Raw genomic sequence first — 19836 nt, 5'->3', positions numbered from 1 at the left:
TCGGCCGGACGCAGAAGGCTTTACGCCTAGCAGGCTGCTGAAAAACCCGGTGTCCCGGTATCATAGGCGGGGTCGTTGGAAGCCGTGCATGAGGTAGACGGATGCGCGGTGAAGACGTTGGTCAGCAGCACCTGTTCAGCTATGTCAGCCTGGAATCCCGCATACCTGCCAACCACCCGCTGCGCCATATCCGCGCGCTGGTGGACGAGTTGCTTGAGTCCGTCTCGGAAGAGTTGGACGCGGTGTACTCGTACACGGGTCGACCCTCGATCCCGCCTGAGCGACTGGTCCGGGCGCTGCTGCTCCAGGCGCTGTACTCCGTCCGCTCGGAGCGGCTGCTCATGGAACAGCTCGACTACAACCTCCTGTTCCGTTGGTTCGTCGGGCTCGAGATCGATGACCCGGTCTGGCATCCGACTACCTTCACCAAGAATCGCGACCGGCTGATCGAAGCAGACGTTGCGCAGCGGCTGCTTCAGGCGTTCACGGAGATCCCGCAGGTCCGCCCGCTGCTCTCGGATGAGCATTTCTCGGTCGACGGCACGCTGATCGATGCCTGGGCCTCGATGAAGAGTTTCAAGCCGGTCAGCAGTGATGATGAGGATCCAGGCGATGGTGACTCCCGAGGCGGCGGGCGCAATCCGACGGTGAACTTCCGCGGCCAAAAGCGGAGCAACGACACCCACGCCTCGAGCACGGACCCGGATGCTCGCCTTTACCGCAAGGCGGACGGGCAGCCGGCGCAGCTGTGCTATATCGGCCATGCGCTGATGGAGAACCGCAACGGACTGATCGTGGACACGCGGCTGACCCGGGCCAGTGGCACCGCCGAGCGCGAGTCGGCGTTGGAGATGATTCGCAACATCCCCTCGGAAAGAGGCCGTCTGACACTCGCCGCCGATGCCGGCTACAACACCCGGGAGTTCGTCCGCCGCATGCGCCAATGCGAGGTTACGCCCCATGTCGCCCAGAAACGCCGCTTCAATGCCATCGACCAGCGCACGACGCGTCATCCGGGGTACGAGGTCAGTCAACGCATCCGCAAGCGTGTCGAGGAGTTCTTCGGCTGGTCCAAGACGGTCGGTAGCCTGCGCAAGACAAGGTTCATTGGCCCGGACCGGGTGGGGTGGGAGTTCAGCTTCCATGCCTTGGCCTACAACCTGGTCCGCACGCCGAAGCTACTCGGGGCCTGCTGAGATGGGGGTGGTGTGCCTCCACCCCTTGCACGCAGGCGCCCAACGGGCGCGGAGGCAGGGCATCCTCCCTGCCGGCACCCTTCACCTCGTCGATAATCGTCTACGAGCGGCCTCATTCCGGGGCCCCAACGGCCTCGAGCACTGAGTTTCTCAGCACCCTGCTAGCCCTTGGGGTGTCTTACCTGACCGTCACCGGCAACCGGATTGAGAGTGCTGGATCCGGGTGACGAACCGCCCATTGATGTCCCGGTAACGATACTCGACATCAAAGTATCGGAGAAGATATCTAGTGTCAGGGTCTGTGCAAAGGAAGTTGCGCTGAAAGGGGATGGCCTCATTGCGAAACCGCGCTACCGAAAGATCAGCCCCATCAACGAGCATCTGCGCGGAGTAGATGAACGTGGGGGTTGGTCCCGTCTGCGTGCAATAGGTGCTTTGGATGATCGTGAGGCTGTCCACCTGAGTGGGCAGACCTCGATTGACCTCAGAGGAGGCCGCCTGGCATAGCCGCATGGCCTCGGAGGAATACGCCGGGGAAGCAAGCAGTGGCAACACAAGAGAAAGCAGAACAGGGGAAGTAAGGAAACGGCGGAACATGACACCCCCTGTTGTGTGCGGCAAACAGCCCAGCACGGGTTCCTTTCCGGTGGACCGCCCCCGATCGAGTGGGAGGTGTACGAATCCTAGAGCACCCCCGCGGGAAAGCAAGTGCCGTTCGCCGCCTTCTCTCGAAAGGGGGGTATTCCGCATCAGCTTTCTTATGCGCCGATAGACTGGGGCAATCTATTGCGAATGCTCTACCGATAGCAGAACCCTTCGCGGTCTGCCGCATGAGCCGCAGTAGTGCGCGGGGCGCTTGCCGCGGATCGTAAAATCGGGGCTCTGCTGCCTGCCCATGAACGCGAGGGGTGGGGTATCGCAGCCTCCTGGCGCGCTGCGTTCCTGGCGGGGTTATAGAGTGCCTGGGCACGTGATCCTCGATCGATGCGCATGGATTGAATCATCGGATTTTTGCCACGAGCTGGGCTTCGCTGGGCGAAGTCGGAGCCCGAGTGGGCAGTCCGCTTCTGGCCCCGCCAGGGAAGGGAGGAGCCTCGGTGGTCTGACCTGATCGCAGTCACCGCGCCCGAAGCCGCCCCCGGGGGGTGGCCGATTAGCCACGGCAAAGGCCAGTGGCCCTAAGGCGAGGCACCCTGGCACAGCCAGCAGGGCTGGTCACGGTGCCGGAAGGTGCGGGGGTGGCTACCGCCACAGCGCGAGCACACAAAGTCCTGTGGGTCAGCGCCTTTTGTCGAGCGCCGCCACGCGCTGGGACTCGCTGCCGTAACTGGCCAGGAAGGTGATCAGGGGCAAGCCGGGCCGAACCGGCATCACGCGAGCCCGGAGGCTGGTGGTTCTCGTTGGGCAGCCCAAGTCGGTGACTGAGGCAGCTGGGAATGCCTCGACCCGCGAGCGTATAGGAGACTCTGCGGCTTTCTGCACCTTCCAGCATGACCATGCACGGTGTAGAGTCAATCCAGATGGAATGGCGAAGTTTCACGGGTAGGCCCGACCGCAATTTTCTGAGCTGCCTACGCGGCAGCGAACGGTGTGCGGAGCGGGGCACTTGATCTCGACGATTTCTGAGCTGCCTACGCGGCAGCGAACATGAGTGCAAGGCGAAGATTGAGTAAGGCGGCATTTCTGAGCTGCCTACGCGGCAGCGAACCTCCTGTGTGAGTGGAAAGGCCCGCCAATCCATTTCTGAGCTGCCTACGCGGCAGCGAACGCCAATAAGCGTTGGCCACTTCGCAGATCACGTTTCTGAGCTGCCTACGCGGCAGCGAACGGGCCGGCGCCTCCCTGAGTGCGAGACAGCTGTTTCTGAGCTGCCTACGCGGCAGCGAACTCAACACCCCATACCGAGCGGGCGGTGGGGCCTTTCTGAGCTGCCTACGCGGCAGCGAACGTCTAGGCACTCATCGTGCATCGACTCGGCATCTTTCTGAGCTGCCTACGCGGCAGCGAACAAAACGTCGTGGTCGGGTTTGCCGGCCACGGCTTTCTGAGCTGCCTACGCGGCAGCGAACGAGTTGGGGCCAGGTCGCTGCCATCGGATCCATTTCTGAGCTGCCTACGCGGCAGCGAACACTACGAGGGCGACGTTCGGGATGTCCTCGACTTTCTGAGCTGCCTACGCGGCAGCGAACTTTGCCGGCACTGGCGACAAGGCTCCGTCGAATTTCTGAGCTGCCTACGCGGCAGCGAACTGCCGCGACCACGATTCGCGCGGGATACCGATTTTCTGAGCTGCCTACGCGGCAGCGAACAGGTTTCGGGTATCGCTTACTGGAAGGCTAACTTTCTGAGCTGCCTACGCGGCAGCGAACTCTACCTGGCCCGGGAGGCCCTGGAGAACGAATTTCTGAGCTGCCTACGCGGCAGCGAACCGGGCGCACTCTTGCTATCGCTGCCGCCGTCCTTTCTGAGCTGCCTACGCGGCAGCGAACATTGGCTGGCGTGGGTAATGGTATCTACAATTTTTCTGAGCTGCCTACGCGGCAGCGAACAGCGAGGATCAGGAGCAGCTGCACAAGGTGCTTTTCTGAGCTGCCTACGCGGCAGCGAACCTGCTCAGGATGCTGGCGGCCAATCAGGAACATTTCTGAGCTGCCTACGCGGCAGCGAACGCCGGCCTGGTGGTCGCCTTCCTCGGCGTAGATTTCTGAGCTGCCTACGCGGCAGCGAACGTATCATTGCGGTCTGCGCACGCACAAGGAGTTTTCTGAGCTGCCTACGCGGCAGCGAACAATGACCGGCACCCAACGCCAACGCGAACAATTTTCTGAGCTGCCTACGCGGCAGCGAACGCGTATCAGCTCGCGCACCGGCTGGCGAAGAATTTCTGAGCTGCCTACGCGGCAGCGAACAGAGCGTCATCGGGGAAAGCCCGCGGGAAGACGTTTCTGAGCTGCCTACGCGGCAGCGAACACGACCCGCCGCAGAATCCTTACGATGAAGGTTTTCTGAGCTGCCTACGCGGCAGCGAACGATGCCACGGCGGAGGAACTACGCGCTGAACTTTTCTGAGCTGCCTACGCGGCAGCGAACGTCGGTGTCAATCACCTTGCCGATGGCATCCGTTTCTGAGCTGCCTACGCGGCAGCGAACACTTCGTACTCGATACCGTCCACGCGGACAGTTTTCTGAGCTGCCTACGCGGCAGCGAACGGTACTGGTGGCGAGAGCGGAGAACTAGAATATTTCTGAGCTGCCTACGCGGCAGCGAACGGGGCGCCGGCCCTTCCAGGCCGACCTCGAGTTTTCTGAGCTGCCTACGCGGCAGCGAACCTGCCCGATGCAAGCGAGAATGAGGGCAAAATTTTCTGAGCTGCCTACGCGGCAGCGAACGTCCGCTTCACTCCGCTTGTCTCGCTCTGCATTTTCTGAGCTGCCTACGCGGCAGCGAACATGGAGGTGCCAGTCAGCGCCGTTAGGCCAATTTTCTGAGCTGCCTACGCGGCAGCGAACTAGGCACTCGTCTTTGACGATGAAGCCGCGGTTTTCTGAGCTGCCTACGCGGCAGCGAACGCGGACCCGGAGTTGCTGCAGGGCGAGGTGGATTTCTGAGCTGCCTACGCGGCAGCGAACGCCACGGTGTTTCGGCGCCCGTCCAGCGAGATTTTCTGAGCTGCCTACGCGGCAGCGAACAGCGTGAACGGCGAGCCGGGCAACAGCCTCAATTTCTGAGCTGCCTACGCGGCAGCGAACTGTTTGCGGGTAGCTGGAGTCTGGACTTCACATTTCTGAGCTGCCTACGCGGCAGCGAACTCATGATTCGATCTCCTTGATCGGGCCGTGGTTTTCTGAGCTGCCTACGCGGCAGCGAACGTCTACGCAACGGAGAACGGCACGTTGTGGGATTTCTGAGCTGCCTACGCGGCAGCGAACCCGCCCCCCGCCTTCGGGCGGGGGGTCTTAGATTTCTGAGCTGCCTACGCGGCAGCGAACGCCGATCATCTGCGAAGTGGCTATGCACTACTTTTCTGAGCTGCCTACGCGGCAGCGAACTCGACGGAGATGGCCAGCGGATCGCCTGCACATTTCTGAGCTGCCTACGCGGCAGCGAACCCGTCGATTTCTGAATGCGAGCTTACTGTGGATTTCTGAGCTGCCTACGCGGCAGCGAACGGTGAGCGCCTTCGCTCGCAGGTCGTGAAAGTTTTCTGAGCTGCCTACGCGGCAGCGAACGGGAAGCGATGGCGGGCGAAGATCCGCCGGGATTTCTGAGCTGCCTACGCGGCAGCGAACTACAGCCTCTGTCGGCTACCTTCCTGATTTTTAAAGAACAAAGAACGGCGAGGTCACCGCCACCCTCTTCATCAGACGCTCTATAAGGTACTGATAATAAGGGCGGTACGATGGCCTCTGCAAAAAGGGTCAGAACCAGGGGACGGTCGCCTCCTGGCTCAGACCGTATGCGCTGAAGACTCCGGCCACCGGCTTCTGCTGGCATTCGCCATGCTCAATGAAGAGGCTAAAAGCCTGCCTGGAACTCTGGCTCCGGACCCTGACGTAGGGAGTCGATACCTTCCGCTCCACGCTGTCGGGGATGTGGCTGGCCGCCTCTTCATAGCTCTGGTTATGGCGTTTCATGCGACGCCGCCGAAGGCGATCAGCGTTCGTCTTATACTGCCTCCGCCTGACAACGCGGTGGGCAACCTCGGCCGGCACCGCCTGGACCTCACCGACCTCCAGGTGATCCCGCATCCCCCGCAGCCACTCGGTTTCCATCAATGCCCCCAGGCGCGTGTCAGTGCCGTGGAGCCGGAGGGTCTTCCCCAAAGGCGGCTCCTTCTCGTGCTCGGGAAAGCTGATACCGAGGTCATCGGCCTCCAGTTCGACTAGCGCACGGTGCAGTTTGCTGACGAGCGCCCCCAGCAGGGTGTTCACAGGGAATTCGGGATCGGGACGGACCTGTATATCTAAGTAGTGATCCATGGCCTCAGTCCACCTTGTCACCAAAGACGCCACCACGGATGAGCGTAGCCATAACGAAATGCTTCTGGTCCCGCTCCGGCTCCTTGTCCTTGAGAACCCAGTTATCCAGCAAAGAGTAGAAATCGATCTTCTCCTTAGGCTGGCGGTAGGCAGTGCCCTGAGTCGTGACCGAGCCGTAGGGTTCCACGGCAATGGGCCCGGGACTGTCCGCTTCGCTGGCCGCCGGATACCAGGTGTCAATGGTCCGAATGGCGTTACCGAGCTTCTGGGAGTGAATACCGGCCACGCCATCGACGGCGTAGAGCGTCTTGCTCTTGTCACCTCTGCTGCGATTCAGGACCAACTCCTGGGAGGGGAAGACCTCCTGGCCGCAACCCATGCGGGCGAAAGCGACGACTTCCAGCAGGACGAACCGTTCCCCGCTGAGGCCTTGGCGGATCGCTTCAGCCAGGGCTTCCAGATCCGAGGCGGCCTGACCCTCGGCACCAAACTCCCGCAGAGAGACATCCAAGGCGTCGAAGGTCCAGCTTTCCACCGGCTCCCCGCCTTCCAGGCGGCTCACCCGCACCTCCACATCTTCCGCGCCCATGCGGTTGCGCCAAAGGAAACGGCCATTAGCCAGATTCTGCGCGTACCGGTACGCCACAGGGCCGAGGCCCTCCTGGTCGATATAGCTTTGCACCAGGGACTGCAGCCTCTTCTTGTAGGCGGCGTTGTTGCAGGCAGAAGGGCGCCCCACATTACCAAGGACCTTGAGGGTAAAGTGGGCCATAAGCGTGTCGGCATCACTCGGCAGCGCCGCGACATCGACCGTCTGAAGATTGGGATTTTCGATGGCAGCATCCAGCTTGGCCGGGTCCTGATCCTTGGTCTTGAGCCGGTTGCTGATCGTCCCGCGGACGGACTTTTCGCGAACGGGGATGGCCACCCATTCGCTGGCCTGCTCCCGCTCTTCCCAGTTGCCGGCCCGGAAGAGGGCATCGGAGGGGTCCAGCTTGCGCTCGAAGGCGAGGACGGAAGCGGTCTTAAGGTCGGTCTTTTCAGCCATGTTCGAGGCTCCTTCTCGTTTCAGTCGATGATGCGGGCGTAGTCATTGCGAAGGCGGTAGAGGCCGTCGGACTCTTGGTTATCCACGTACCAGAGCAGTTCGGCGGGGCTCTCTAGGCGGTGAGGGCTCTTCCACTCCCCGATGGAGTAGAGGCTCTCCACGAAGCGAAAGGGCGTGCGATCATCGCGAGCACCCGCCACAGCTCCTGCCTCGTGGAGCGGGCCGAGGGCGCCATATCCCACCGGAATGGGGACGAGCCAGCCTCGGGCCGGGCCGCGCCGCTCCCAGTGGACCTTCCCCTCTTTTCCCGCTTCCGGGCCCTCACTGCGGGCGGCCCAATTGAATCGGACCAGGTCCAGCCAAGCATCCAGAAGATCGGTTTGCGGATCGGTTTTTTGGAGCTCGGAGTGGTGGTCATGGAGGAGGTCATCCCGACCGAGGAGCGCAAATCCCGGCAGCCACCGGCGCAGTAGCCACCGGGCCTGCTTTGCCTGCTCCTCTTCGGTCTCGGCAACCGAGATGAGCTGGGGCCGGGGGGTTGTGCCCCGCCGGTTCAGAGGAGGCTGAATGGTCCCGCCCGCTACGCGAAGGGTGGGCAGGATCTCGGCAATAGACTCCTCGATGTCAGGACCGCTTCCCTGCTTGTGGGCATCGGCACCGGCACCGCTGGCTGCAAAGACCAGGGTGATCTCCAGGTGGGTCCGCCCCTCCTCCACGATGGCAGCGGTATCGCCCTTCTTGCCCACCGGATTACGAGTGAGATGCAGGGCGTGGACAGAGCCGTTCCGACTCGCCTGAGGCTCATGCCGGTGACAGATCACGCCGACGCTATCGAGGTTCAGCTCGACACCCTCCGCGTGGAGACGCCTTTCCAAAGCGTGCATAAGGCCTACGAAGGCGCTCATGCCCGGGAAGCCCCAGGTATGCGGGCTGGAGATGGCGTTGGCGTTCTGGATACGCAGCCGCGGGATCTCCAGGAGGTAGGGGATCTCATGCATGGGTCAGTATCTCCTCCAGCGCGGCGGTCTCGTTTTTGAGCTGCTCTTCCCAGTGATCGTGCTCGGCATCCCCTACCGGAAGGCTCTTATGCAACCGCTGATTGAGCCAGGCCGCAAAGCGGTCGCGAACCTCGCTCACCCAGTCCAGGCTTTCCCGGCGCTGCGCGAATTCCGGGTCGATGCTGGCACGCTCCGGGTCAAGCCACAGGGCCTCTTCTTCAGGAAGCTCACAGGCCGGATCGGCACTCCAGCCTGGCTCCAGTTCCTGTAACTCCGCGGCGAAGAGGAGCAGCTCATCAACCAGCGCGGCAACCAGGGCGTCGCGTCGCTGGCGGGTCTCTTGGTTCGGGCGTGGGTCCGCGACGAGAAAGCGCTCCAGCTCGCGCAGCGTCTGGCGCACGCTCTCTCGCCGCCCGAACGTGCGCAACGCCGAATTCGTGCGTAGTAGGGGTTTTACATCGGCCGAGCGCCAGTTGGGTGGCAGGGAGCTGAGGAGATAGTTCGTGCCGCCACGCTCGCTGTTGAGCTGGGAGATATTCTGCGGTTTAGATCCACCAAAGCTCTGAGCGGCTACACCAGGGTATTCTCGATGTTCGTGCTCGCTGTACTCCCCGTTCCAGTGAGCCTTGCGGGCCGCCTTAGCCTCTTCGCTGAATCGCGCGTGGCTAATAGCCGAGTGAATACGGTGGGCGAGCACGGTGGAGTAGAGTGGTGCAAGCAGGTGGAACTCCTCATCCCGGGTTGGCTCGTCCACAACCAGCCAGTAGAGCTGCTTGATCCGGGGATCGGCCTTGGTCGAATCGCTGGCCTCAGTGATTCCGGCAAAACTCCGAAGCCACGCCTCACCCTGATCCACATCATCACTGAGGGCACGCGCCAGTTCTGTGTCCCCTTCCAGGGCCCGGGCCAGTATGGTGCGACCATCATGCTCGATTTTCAGGAACTTGAACACATCCAGGGCGGCGGCATTACCGACAACATCGGTCGGGAAGTCCTCGCCCAGGACATGACTGCCCACCAGGCTGTGCTTCGGCAGCTCATGGGGGGGTGTATAGAGGCTGGTCGCCTTGCTATCGGGGTGTGTAGCTTTTGTTGGGTGGGTGACGAGCTGCAATTGCGACACACGGCGGGCGGCATCTTCAACCCAGGCCTCACGCTCGAACTTATCGCGAAGCGCCTGCTCCTTGGCGGCCCTTTGGGGGGCATCAGCCTTCAGGGTGCTGAGCTTGGCTTCCAGGCGCTCGTCTAGGAACTCCGTTATTCGTTGCCGGAGAGCCTGAACATTCTGATCCTGCATCGTTTAGTCCTTTCCTGGGCAAGTCCAAAAGGAGGGCGCGCACCTGGACGGCTGCGGACTTGGCGTCAGCAAGCCCGCAGCGTCCCGCGGGCCTACTGACGGCACCCGAGGGACAAGCATTGATGACACACGTTGACGGCCAGCCACACTCACCCCCTTACCCGCTGCGGCGCGGAGAGGAAGCCCCCGTGCGGCCTACAGCCAATTTCTGCCAATGGTGCCTACACGACCATTGGCACCCAGCCTAGACCGCCCGCCGCTATGTTGCAACCCTTAGATCTAGTTATTACTACAAATAATTTTCGCGTAACTGAACAAGGGTGATACATTGACCGACGCCTACCGAGCAGGTAGCTCAGAAATTAGACCTAGTGATCACAACGTTCGCTGCCGAGCAGGCAGAAGTAACCACCCCGGCCGGCCGGCCCTTCTTTCATGCCCAGCGAAAGAAGCCCAGCCAGGGATGGCACTGCCAGCCCCGAGTCCCCTCTTTCCTCTGCGGGACCTGGACGAGCCCGAAGGAGTGGGCGCAGGCCTCAAGAGATGCACCCCGCGCCTCGGCCAGCTCACCGAGCTTCTCCAAGTAGTCCACCACCGCCCAAGGGGAGATCCGTTGCCCGATTTCCTCGGACAGATCAAGCTTGCGCACCTCCTCCGAGGCATCGACCAGGGCTTCCGGAGTGCGCTTGCCGCGTTGATACCAGAGCTTCTTCGGCAACCAGTCCTCGCCAGCCTCATCGGGCATAAGAACCAACTCAACCTGCTCTTGATCCTGGTGGCGAAAGGGCTGCTGGCGCGGAAGATCCCCGCTCAGAGTGGCCCGCGGCAGCTCGTACCAGCTGGAGGCGTTCAGTCGCGGCACCGACCGCTGCCGTACGGCTCGGCGAGCCGGGCCACGGCGCTGCGCATCACCCCCCGGAGAGGCAGCCTGCGGCAGCAGGGTATCCGCTAGGCGGGCGTGCTCCAGATCCACGAGGAAGTCATTAGGGGCAAGCTCCTCGGGCGGCAGCACGCGGGGACGGGCGTCAACGACCTCGTATTCTTCGGATCGCAGTAGCTCTCGCAGATCATGACTGTTCAGTTGCCAGCGGCCCGCACCCTCAAAACCGGGCCGCGTGAACGCGGCTCCTTCGGTTTGTCTCAGCGCCCTGACATTGGTGTGGAGGAGATGGATATTGGGCACTTTGCAGGGCTCCGACCGGTGACGCCGAACCCGCCCCGCAAGCTGGATCAGAGATCGCATGGAAGAGGGCTCCACAATGGCCCAGTCATAGTCGTGGTCGCGCCCGACTTCGGTGACCGGCGAACCTAGGACAACAAACATATGGTTCGCCTCGTGATGACCATCGATGGCGGCCCGGATGTCCGGCTTCTCGAAGACGGCCAACTCCTCCCGCCGATCCAATACGCTGTCCAGGTGGCTCTCGATGGCCGAGCGCGACAGGCTTGGAAACTGGGAATGGTAGACGCAGAGATGGATACGCGTACCCGCCGGCGCCCCATTGCGGATGAGCGCCCGGGCAACAGCCGTCAATGGCTCGATGTTGGCCATGCGTACGAGCCCGAAGCTGACCTGTCGGCCGGTCCTCGGGTCCAGGCTACGGTGGCATTCGTGGAGTTCCTTGGACTGCTCCAAAAGCACGTCTGCAAGCTCCGTCGCGATCTGCTCCTGAGACTTCCCTGGCTGCGTGGATACCGGGACGATGGCGGCGCGGCGACGCGCCTCGTGGCGAGAGAGGCGCCGCTGTCGTTTGACGGCAAAGTCCTGATGAGCAGACCGGAAGCGCTCTTGGTCCGCGCAATCGACATGCCGACGGTCGTGCTCGTCGAACCAGGCACAGGGGATATCCACGGGCGCCCCGGGTTCGCCCCGATTTTTCTGATAGATCGCCCGCCCTGCCCGGTATGCACGGTAAAGCCCCTCGACCAGGGCAGGCGGCAGCGTGGCCGATGACAGCAGAACCCGCCCGCCCAGCATCCCGCTCCAGTTAACCAGCCGGGAAAGAGCCGGCAGGTCCTCCAGGCCGAAGTCATCCACCTCGTCCAGGATCAGGTCGCTGCTCATCAGCCGCATCATGGGCGCGATCTGGCGACCGCCCCGCGTACCCTCGGTGGCCGGCACGAGATGATCGACGGTGGAGACGAGGACCGGCGCCGACAATAGCTTGCGCACCCCAGGGTCATGACGGAGCCGACGCAGAACGGGGTGATTCTCGAAATCGCCCTCGAAATAGACGTGGCCATACTCGTCCATGAGCGCCTGGCTTGAGGCCGAGCCGCTCTCGGCGGCTTGATCAGCAAAGAAATCGAACAGCTCCCGGCTTGCAGTGCCCCCGACCCGGATGGCCAGTTCATCCTCCCCCAAGCCGAGCAGTTCGCGGAAGGCCTCACCGGTCTGGAGCGTCAGCGTCCGCAGACCCAAAGCCACCGAGAAACGCGCGCCACGCCCGGGATCAGACAGGGCATAGGCGATCCGGCCGTTGGCCAGGGTCTTGCCGTAGCCGGTGGAGGCCATGTTTACGCCAAAGAAACCGCGCTGCCCCGCCGATTCTCGAAGAGAAGTTGCCAGATCGAAGGCGTGATCCTGCCAAGCGAAGCGTCGGTCGGCGCTGCGCTTGCGGAACCCTTTGTGGCGAGCCAGACGCGGGAGGGCACGATCCATGGTCGATAGTGAGCGCGTAATGGCGCGCACGTCCGCCTCGACTCCCAGCAGGTGTTCATCCAGGGGCTGGCTGAGCTCGCGGGTCTCACGGTCTGTGTTGGCATAAAGGGAATACCCGGTTTCGCCGCGCAGACGCCGATCGGACGCGGTCAGACTCGAGTAGTGGTGATCCGCCAGCATGAGGGACATGCGGGCAAGGTGCATGATGTAGGGATTATCCAACCACGACTGGGCATGATGCCTCAGCCGGCTAATGAGACGCTCTGCCAGGTGATGGGCTCGCCGCTGCCAGCGCTCGGTGACCACGGGTAGCGGGCCCTCGAAGCGCCAGTAGTCGTTGAGGACATCCTCTTCAGCCCGTTCGCGGAGCAACTGATTCCAGTCGGCCGATATGACTGCGGGGAAAGCCTCAAGATGGTCGCTGCGAAAACCTTCCTCCCGTCCCTGCCTCGGCCACTGGGGCAGACGATGGTGCGTCACCACCAGCCAACCAATGGCCGCGGCCAGAGGTGGCATATTCCGGAACGGGGCATCCGCATCGGAATCCAGTCCATCCCGCAGGAGCCCCTTGATCCACTCGTCATGATCCTCGGCTGAGAACTGGGCCAGGCGCTGAAGCCAGCCATGATCCTCGTCGTCGCCGACAAAAGCTTGAAACAGGCGCAGGCTGATCCATTCGTGCCGGTAACGGTCTGCACGGTTACCGCGCTGACCCCGCAGCTTGGCCTGGAAGGCAGCGCAGGCCTTCCCCAGGTCGTGGAACAACGCGGCCAGGCTGGCCAGGATCAGGATGTCCTCTCCGGTGTGCCAGTCGTTCTCATCATCCTGGCGGAGGATATCGCGTGTGGTCGTCTCGGTAGGCACAGCACCTTGGGCGTTGAATCGGCTGGTGTTACCCACCACCCAAAGGAGCTCGCTATGGCCGCGCCCCTTGATCCAGTGGCAGGCCACCGCCGTGTTCTTTCGCGCGGTACGTCGCAACATCTGCCGCAGGGTATCCAGGCCGGCCCGGGTGATGGGTGTCTGCCAAGTGCGCTCGCCGATGCGCTCGGCGAACTGGTCCAGGATCCGTCGCGTCTCTTTGAGGGCGTTCTTGTTGCATTGGGAAACGAGCAGGATATTCATCGCGCCTTATGCCCCATTTCCTGTGCCACGGCCTTGAGGGTATCGATCATGAAGTCCAGCGATTCCGTTCGCGTCAACTGCTCGATACAGGCTTGGCGGAACTCCTGGTCGTCATCGCCCCGCATGGCCGAAATGAAGGCCTGCGGCAGAATCACCGCGTCCTTGATCAGGTCCGCAACATCGAAGACCAGCCCACCCCGTCGTGTTTTGCCGTGGAGAACGGCAAGGCCGTGGGGTATCCCCATCACCCAGGTCGCCGTCGCACCGAGGCCATAGGCCAGGTAATTGCCGTGGTCGAGGAAGCGGTTGGCTGGATCGGTCCCGCTCCCCCGCTTCGCCCGCGCGAACTCGCCATAGCCCACGGTACGCGCTGCGACTCCGAAGAGTTCCTTGGTGAGGCGCGCCTCCAGGGTCAGCAGGTCGGGATTAGTGGCAACCGAGTCCACCGAGCTGCGGGTTGCATCGATGAGTTGCCCCAAGCGCTCACCCGCGACCTCGAATCCGGCATCCTGCAGGGCACGGTTCTCCAGCCAGTTGGTCCGGATCCGCTCCAAGCGGGCTTGCTGAAAGCGGCGAGCTGCCTCCAGCCGCAGCGCGTCATCGAACCAGAAAGCAACCCAGTCCTGGAGGTACTCGGTCGGCCGATACTCGCTCTGCGGGCTGAACCACGCGACCTCAACGTCGACCTCATTGGCGCTGAACAGAGGCGTCCCGCCGCCGCCGCAAAACCCCACCAGGACGCCAGCCTTCGCCAGCTCGCGCATGGCCGCCTGGGTGATCGAGGTTCCCGTACCCAGCAGGACCGTGGTGGTGTTAGCGATGGGTATATTCCAGTAGAGGGACTGTTTGCCCTCATCCGTAACGTATTCGACGCGGCCACCATGGACCAAGACACGGCAGTGCTGCAGGTAATAGATGTTGGCGCGTTTCGAGTGAAGAATTGTCTTCAGGTCGCTGGGCGAAAGATCATTCATCAGCCGGTACTTCCTCTGTCACCAAATTGGCGCCTCCCCGCAAGTCGTCTGGACGTGATCAGGGAGGTCGCTGTTCGCCTAGCACCGCCGCGCGGGCCTTTTGGTAGCCCCGGGCGATGTCCTCAATGCGCTGGAATCCGGTTTGGATAGTCTGCGCGCGCGCCTTGCGCTGGCGGTCCCGGTAACCACCACGCCCGGCCATCAGCCGCACCACCTGGGGAAGGGCTGTGTCATCCTCGGCCTCGAGTTTCAGGGCTACGTCAATGCGCATGAGTAATGCCTTCCACTAATTCGTGCTCTTGTCTTGGTTGCTCCTGGCCTTCTTTCTGGTTTCTGGTCATCTGACGCCTCCGTCTTGATTCAGGCGGGGGCAGCTGAGGCACTCAGGGTACGCTGACTATGCCCCCGGACAGGTGTCTAGGCCAAACGGGGTTTCGAGGACGAGTCAATGCGCGGGGAGGATCCCAAGTCGGCGGCGGGGCGCCATTATCTCGTCAATGAGGGGTGGGCCGAGCACCATGGCTGCATCATCTTCAGCCAGTACTACGACACCGCACACTGGATCGCCCGGCAGGTCGCGCAGCTGTACCCCGAACAACCGGTTGGGCTCTATGCCGGCGCAGGTAAGAGCCTGCTCCTGCTCGGTGATCAGGAGAGCAGTGCGGAGCGGGAATCGCTCAAACAGCAGGTTCAGAACCGGGCGCTGCGGCTGATGGTGGCAACGGATGCTGCCTGTGAGGGCTTGAACCTGCAAAAGCTCGGCACGCTGATCAACGTGGATCTGCCCTGGAACCCGGTTCGTCTGGAACAGCGGATCGGGCGGATCAAGCGCTTCGGCCAAACCCGCTCGGATGTGGACATGCTCAACCTGGTCTATCAGGGCACGGTTGATGAAACGATCTACAACCGACTCTCTGAGCGCATGCGCGATCGCTATGACATCTTCGGCTCACTTCCCGACACCATCGAGGATGAGTGGATCGAGGACGAGGAGGAGTTGGAGAGGCAGATCCAGCAGTACATCGAGCAGCAGGAGAAGGTCAACGGCTTCGATCTGCGCTACAACCAGACTCTCGATACTGAGGAAGATGCCTGGCGAGCGTGCGTGCGCGTTCTCTCCCGGCGTGACCTTGATGTGTTGATGCGAAGCGGGTGGTAGAGGGTGATGGCCGGCTTCAGGGGAGAGCCAGTCGCGAGGCGGGTGGTCACCGTGCCGAGTCAACGGCGTTTTAAGCGTAAAATGTGCATCCCGCCGCGGCCCGGATCCTGTGCGGCGGGATGCGCAACGCGGTACAGCAACTCTCCGCTCAGGCGCTGAGAGTCTGTTCTGGCTGACTGGATTCCACCGCTCTACTGAGCTTCGGATCAGGGGCGGCCATCCGCTCTGCCAGTGCGGCTGCGTTCATATGGGTGTAGCGTTTGAGCATTCGAAGATCCTTATGACCCGTGATGCTGCTGACTTCCATCATCGTGAAGCCTTGCTCGAAGAGTCTGGATGTGGCCTCGTGGCGCAGGTCGTGGAACCGCAGGTCATGAAACATCTGCGGATCAGGGGTGATCCCCGAGGCGGCGCAATCGAACTCGTAATTGGTTCTCGCTCGCTTGCAAGCTCTCTTCCAAGCCTTCTTGATGGTTTCACCGCCAAAGGGGAAGACCTTCCCCTTGCTCGTCCGGGGGATGGTGGCAAGGGTGCTCATGACCCGCGGGGAGAGAGGAACGGATCGTGACTCGCCGTTTTTCGAGTCAAGGATGGTCGCAACCCGGGTGTCTTGATCAATCGTGGACCAGGTCAGCTTGACGATTTCGCCCTGGCGCATACCGGTTTCGAGGGCAACGATGACCACCGCCTCAAGATAGGCATTGCGGGTGGGGACATTGTATCGGCCTCGCTGCGGAGTCGGGCGGCATGCTTCGAGGATGCGCTCTTCTTCACCGGGCAACAGGCGGCGCGTGCGGGCGTTGCTTGAGTTGCCGCGCTTAGGTCGCCTTGCCCGAGCCACCGGGTTCTCCGGGAGCGTGTAACCCCACTCGTTGCGTGCATGTTCGATGACCTGCTGCAGGAGCCCTCGTTCGCGGCGCACCGTGTCTTCTTTGACAGTGAGGGCCCGCTGTTCGAGCCAGGCGGCAATGTCCGAGCTGCGCAAGTCAGCGAGCGCGATATTTCGAAGCGGATGGCGGCGCTCCCAAGCGGCCAGCCGGTAGGACTCGGGTTCGGCTCCTTTGTGCTGGGGCGAAACCTGCTTCCGGTAACGGGCGAAGAGTTCGCCAAGGAGCACCGAGGATGAGGCCTGGGTATCAATGTATCGCCCAGCCCGCATCTCAGACTCGGTCTTGAGGGCCCACTGCTGAGCATCGGCCTTGCGATCGAAGGTGGCGCTTTGCAGGGGATACCCCTTAACGCGCACCTGCACCTGATAGACATTTCGCCCAGAGGGCCCTGGGCGCTTTCGAATCGTTGCCATGGTGATCTACTCCCACTGTGACATAGGTGTGACAAACGGACCTATGGGGGAGTAGAGGGGGGTGTGCAGGTGGGCTAAGCTGCTGATTTGATTGGTGGGCGGCGCTGGGATCGAACCAGCGACCCCTGCCGTGTGAAGGCAGTGCTCTCCCGCTGAGCTAGCCGCCCAACTCTTGAGCTGCCCAGTGTACCGGGGCCGTCTCCCTGCGTCAAATGGGGCGCGTGCGCGGTGGTGCATTTGGTAGCATACGCGCCTCCAGCACGGGGAGAAGAAGGAAGACAGGCCACCATGACCATGATCCGCACGCGTTTCGCGCCCAGCCCGACAGGCTACCTGCACATCGGCGGTGCCCGGACCGCTCTCTACTCCTGGCTGCACACCCGCCGTCACGGGGGCCGGTTCGTGCTGCGGATCGAGGACACGGATCGCGAGCGCTCCACGCCGGAGGCGGTCAACGCCATCCTCGAGGGCATGGCCTGGCTCGGGCTCGATTACGACGAGGGCCCCTTCTACCAGACCGAGCGTTATGACCGGTATCGCGAGCACCTGCAGACGCTGCTCGACTCCGGGCAGGCGTACTACTGCTACTGCACCAAGGATCGGCTGGAGCGGCTGCGCACCGAGCAGCAGGCGCGCAAGGAGAAACCGCGCTACGACGGCCGGTGCCGGGATCTGGATGGGCCGCCTTCCGAGGACGTCGCCGATGAGCCGGTGATCCGCTTCCGCACGCCGCTGGAAGGTCACGTGGTGGTGGAGGACGCCATCCGCGGCAAGGTCCAGTTCCTCAATTCGGAGCTCGATGATCTGGTCATCGCCCGCGGCGACGGCTCGCCGACCTACAACTTTACCGTGGTGGTCGATGACCTGGAGATGGGGGTGACGGATGTCATCCGCGGTGATGACCATCTGAACAACACGCCGCGCCAGATTCACCTCTACCAGGCCCTGGGGGTCGAGCCGCCGCGCTTCGCCCACGTGCCCATGATCCTGGGTGAGGACGGCAAGCGCCTGTCCAAGCGCCACGGCTCGGTCAGCGTGCTGCAGTATCGCGACGAGGGGTATCTGCCCGAGGCGCTGCTCAACTACCTGGTGCGGCTGGGCTGGTCCCACGGCGATCAGGAGGTCTTCGGCGTTGAGGAGCTGATCCAGCTCTTCGACATCAACGACGTCAACCACTCGGCGTCGACCTTCAATCCCTCCAAGCTGCAGTGGCTCAACCAGCAGCACATCATGCGCGCGGCGCCGAATCACATCGCCCGTCACCTGGGGCCGTTCCTCGCCGAGCGGGGCGTGGACCCTGCCGAGGGGCCGTCCCTGGAGGCGGTGGTGCGCACCCAGCAGGAGCGCGCCAAGACGCTGGTGGAGATGGCCGACAACAGCCTGTTCTTCTACCGCCGCCCGGAGGCCTACGAGGAGAAGGCCGCGCGCAAGAACTTCAAGGAGGGCACAGCCGAGATCCTCGAGCACTGCCAGCACCTCTTTGCCGGGCTGCCGAGCTGGGATGCCGAGTCGATCCACGGGGTGGTCACCGAGGCGGCCGAGGCCTTCGAGGTGAAGATGGGTAAGGTGGCCCAGCCGATTCGGGTGGCGGTCTCCGGTGGTGCCGTCTCGCCGCCGATCGATGCCACGCTGGAGCTGCTCGGGCGCGAGGAGTCCGTGGCACGGCTCAGCGCGGCCGTGGAGTGGGTTCGGGAGAATGTGGGGTAATTGGCGCCAGGGGGTGTTGACGACCCCCGGAGCCATCCCTAGAATACGCACCCATAACGCAACGGGGCCATAGCTCAGCTGGGAGAGCGCCTGCATGGCATGCAGGAGGTCGGCGGTTCGATCCCGCCTGGCTCCACCAAACAAGCAGGGCGATACAGTCCTCCGCAAAGCCCCGAGCCGGTATCCGGCTCGGGGCTTTCCTTTTTTTCGGGCGCCCGCCGCGGCTCAGGGGTGGGCCGCACTGAGCTCCAGCCGGGCGACCTCCACCCGCGCCTCGAACGCTTCCCCGTAGGCCACCACCGCCACCGACGTGAGCCGGGCCGGATCGAGCGCCGCCTGCAGTCCCCGCGGCTCGAAGGCCGTGAAGGGGACCACGACCTCCTGCCAGTCTTCTGTGACTTCCAGGGGCGCGCGGTAGTGCTGCCACGGTTGGCGGGTGTCGGCGCTCCGCACGTGCAGGTAGTAGGGGCCGGGGGTCCCGCGCACGGTGACGCCGAAACCCGACCAGGCGGAGGCGTCGAAGCGCTCACCGGACGGGGCGAGGGGCAATCGGCTCTGGATGAACCCGCCGCTGTTCTCGAGCCGGACCTGGCCGCTGAGCCGGAGGGCTGGCCCCCGGTCCGTCTCGACGATGCCGGCGTGCATGTCCGAGCGCCCGCCCATGACCCGGTCGGTAAACCCTTGCCAGGCGGTGCCGATCGCCGCCCGGCCGTCCGCGGCGGTGAAGTCGTCCAGGAGATAGGCGGCGGGTGATTCCGTGCCGGACATGGCAGGCTCCTTCCGGGGCTGACTGCGGGCCGGCGGCCCGCGACGTTGATTTCAGCTTATCCGCGGGGGTCACCGATGGCCAGGGTGGCCCGGCGGCCCTCGGCGTGGCGGGCCGGTAGAGGCCCCGGTTTTTGTGGGCTGTCTGATGCTAGACTGCGATCTAGAATCGTTCCAGACAAACACGGCGAGGAGCCCGCGATGACCTCATCCACCGCACGACCGGTCGTATTCTTTGATGGGCAGTGCCCCGTCTGCAGCCGCGAGATCGGCCTCTATCAGCGCCTGGATACCGCCGGGGCGGTGGAGTGGCGCGATCTGCACGCACCGGGGGCGCTCGACGACACCGAGCTGACCTGGGATCAGGCCATGCAGCGCTTCCACTGCCGGGACGCCGATGGCGTGATGCGCAGCGGCGTGGATGCCTTTGCCCTGGTCTGGTCCTATCTTCCTTACTGGCGTTGGGCGTCGCGGATCGTGCGCGGGCTGGGGCTGGTCAGGCCCATGGAGCCGCTTTACGATTGGTACGCACGCCGTCGCTACAGCCGGAGCTGCTCGGTGCAGGGGGACTGCCGCTAGGCGCAGGGGCCTGGACCGCACCCGGGTAGGGCAGGCGCGGGTG

General features: G+C 63.2%; 13 protein-coding genes, 2 tRNA genes and 1 CRISPR repeat array. Of the genes, 5 read left to right on the top strand and 10 right to left on the bottom strand.

Translation table 11 applies throughout. From position 1 onward, the window contains the following. Positions 1–101: 101 nt before the first annotated feature. Positions 102–1196, top strand: a complete 1095-nt coding sequence (locus LRG10_RS05090; protein WP_238634839.1) for an IS5 family transposase — start codon at positions 102–104, stop codon at positions 1194–1196. A gap of 1559 nt (positions 1197–2755) precedes the next feature. Then, a CRISPR array of direct repeats spans positions 2756–5486; the repeat unit is 28 nt; unit sequence TTTCTGAGCTGCCTACGCGGCAGCGAAC. Positions 5487–5615: 129 nt separating this feature from the next. On the opposite strand, the gene cas6f is transcribed toward LRG10_RS05090, so the two are convergent. The 7 genes from cas6f to LRG10_RS05055 all read right to left on the bottom strand — a co-directional run bounded on the left by cas6f (position 5616) and on the right by LRG10_RS05055 (position 14551). Beyond that, positions 5616–6176, bottom strand: a complete 561-nt coding sequence (gene cas6f, locus LRG10_RS05085) for a type I-F CRISPR-associated endoribonuclease Cas6/Csy4 (RefSeq protein ID WP_238634838.1) — start codon at positions 6174–6176, stop codon at positions 5616–5618. 4 nt (positions 6177–6180) lie between these two features. Next, positions 6181–7224, bottom strand: coding sequence for a type I-F CRISPR-associated protein Csy3 (csy3, locus tag LRG10_RS05080; RefSeq protein ID WP_238634837.1), 1044 nt, complete (start codon positions 7222–7224; stop codon positions 6181–6183). Between the two features lie 20 nt (positions 7225–7244). Next, positions 7245–8222: a type I-F CRISPR-associated protein Csy2 gene (gene csy2, locus LRG10_RS05075; RefSeq protein WP_238634836.1), complete on the bottom strand. Its 978-nt coding sequence runs from the start codon at positions 8220–8222 to the stop codon at positions 7245–7247. Further along, positions 8215–9519, bottom strand: coding sequence for a type I-F CRISPR-associated protein Csy1 (gene csy1, locus LRG10_RS05070; RefSeq protein WP_238634835.1), 1305 nt, complete (start codon positions 9517–9519; stop codon positions 8215–8217). The genes csy2 and csy1 overlap by 8 nt, the downstream gene beginning before the upstream one ends. Before the next feature lie 433 nt (positions 9520–9952). After that, positions 9953–13306 carry a type I-F CRISPR-associated helicase Cas3f gene (cas3f, locus tag LRG10_RS05065; protein ID WP_238634834.1) on the bottom strand — a complete coding sequence of 1118 codons (3354 nt, stop codon included), beginning with the start codon at positions 13304–13306 and terminating at the stop codon, positions 9953–9955. Next, positions 13303–14280 carry a type I-F CRISPR-associated endonuclease Cas1f gene (cas1f, locus tag LRG10_RS05060; protein WP_238634833.1) on the bottom strand — a complete coding sequence of 326 codons (978 nt, stop codon included), beginning with the start codon at positions 14278–14280 and terminating at the stop codon, positions 13303–13305. Before cas1f ends, cas3f begins: the two co-directional genes overlap by 4 nt. Positions 14281–14338: 58 nt before the next feature. Next, the gene (locus LRG10_RS05055; protein WP_238634832.1) at positions 14339–14551 is read right to left on the bottom strand and encodes a hypothetical protein; all 213 of its coding nucleotides are present in this window, start codon (positions 14549–14551) and stop codon (positions 14339–14341) included. A 177-nt stretch (positions 14552–14728) separates the two neighbouring features. On the opposite strand from LRG10_RS05055, the gene LRG10_RS05050 reads away from it, so the two are divergent. Next, positions 14729–15439, top strand: coding sequence for a C-terminal helicase domain-containing protein (locus LRG10_RS05050; RefSeq protein WP_238634831.1), 711 nt, complete (start codon positions 14729–14731; stop codon positions 15437–15439). Between the two features lie 148 nt (positions 15440–15587). Here LRG10_RS05050 and LRG10_RS05045 read toward each other — a convergent pair whose 3' ends face one another. Both LRG10_RS05045 and LRG10_RS05040 read right to left on the bottom strand, forming a co-directional pair. Further along, positions 15588–16742, bottom strand: coding sequence for a site-specific integrase (locus LRG10_RS05045; RefSeq protein ID WP_238634830.1), 1155 nt, complete (start codon positions 16740–16742; stop codon positions 15588–15590). A gap of 92 nt (positions 16743–16834) precedes the next feature. Further along, a tRNA-Val gene (locus LRG10_RS05040) sits at positions 16835–16909 on the bottom strand. 121 nt (positions 16910–17030) lie between these two features. On the opposite strand from LRG10_RS05040, the gene gltX reads away from it, so the two are divergent. Further along, complete coding sequence (gene gltX, locus LRG10_RS05035; protein ID WP_238634829.1) at positions 17031–18449, top strand: glutamate--tRNA ligase; 1419 nt, start codon at positions 17031–17033, stop codon at positions 18447–18449. Between the two features lie 63 nt (positions 18450–18512). Further along, a tRNA-Ala gene (locus LRG10_RS05030) sits at positions 18513–18588 on the top strand. An 86-nt stretch (positions 18589–18674) separates the two neighbouring features. On the opposite strand, the gene LRG10_RS05025 is transcribed toward LRG10_RS05030, so the two are convergent. Further along, on the bottom strand, positions 18675–19217 hold the full coding sequence (locus tag LRG10_RS05025; protein ID WP_238634828.1) for a CIA30 family protein: 543 nt from the start codon (positions 19215–19217) through the stop codon (positions 18675–18677). Positions 19218–19415: 198 nt separating this feature from the next. On the opposite strand from LRG10_RS05025, the gene LRG10_RS05020 reads away from it, so the two are divergent. Then, positions 19416–19793: a thiol-disulfide oxidoreductase DCC family protein gene (locus tag LRG10_RS05020; protein ID WP_201242483.1), complete on the top strand. Its 378-nt coding sequence runs from the start codon at positions 19416–19418 to the stop codon at positions 19791–19793. Positions 19794–19836 lie beyond the last annotated feature (43 nt).

It is taken from the genome of Halorhodospira sp. 9628, from assembly GCF_022228075.1.
In the GTDB taxonomy this organism is placed as follows: domain Bacteria; phylum Pseudomonadota; class Gammaproteobacteria; order Nitrococcales; family Halorhodospiraceae; genus Halorhodospira; species Halorhodospira halophila_A.
This window is presented reverse-complemented; position numbering and strand designations above follow the sequence as displayed.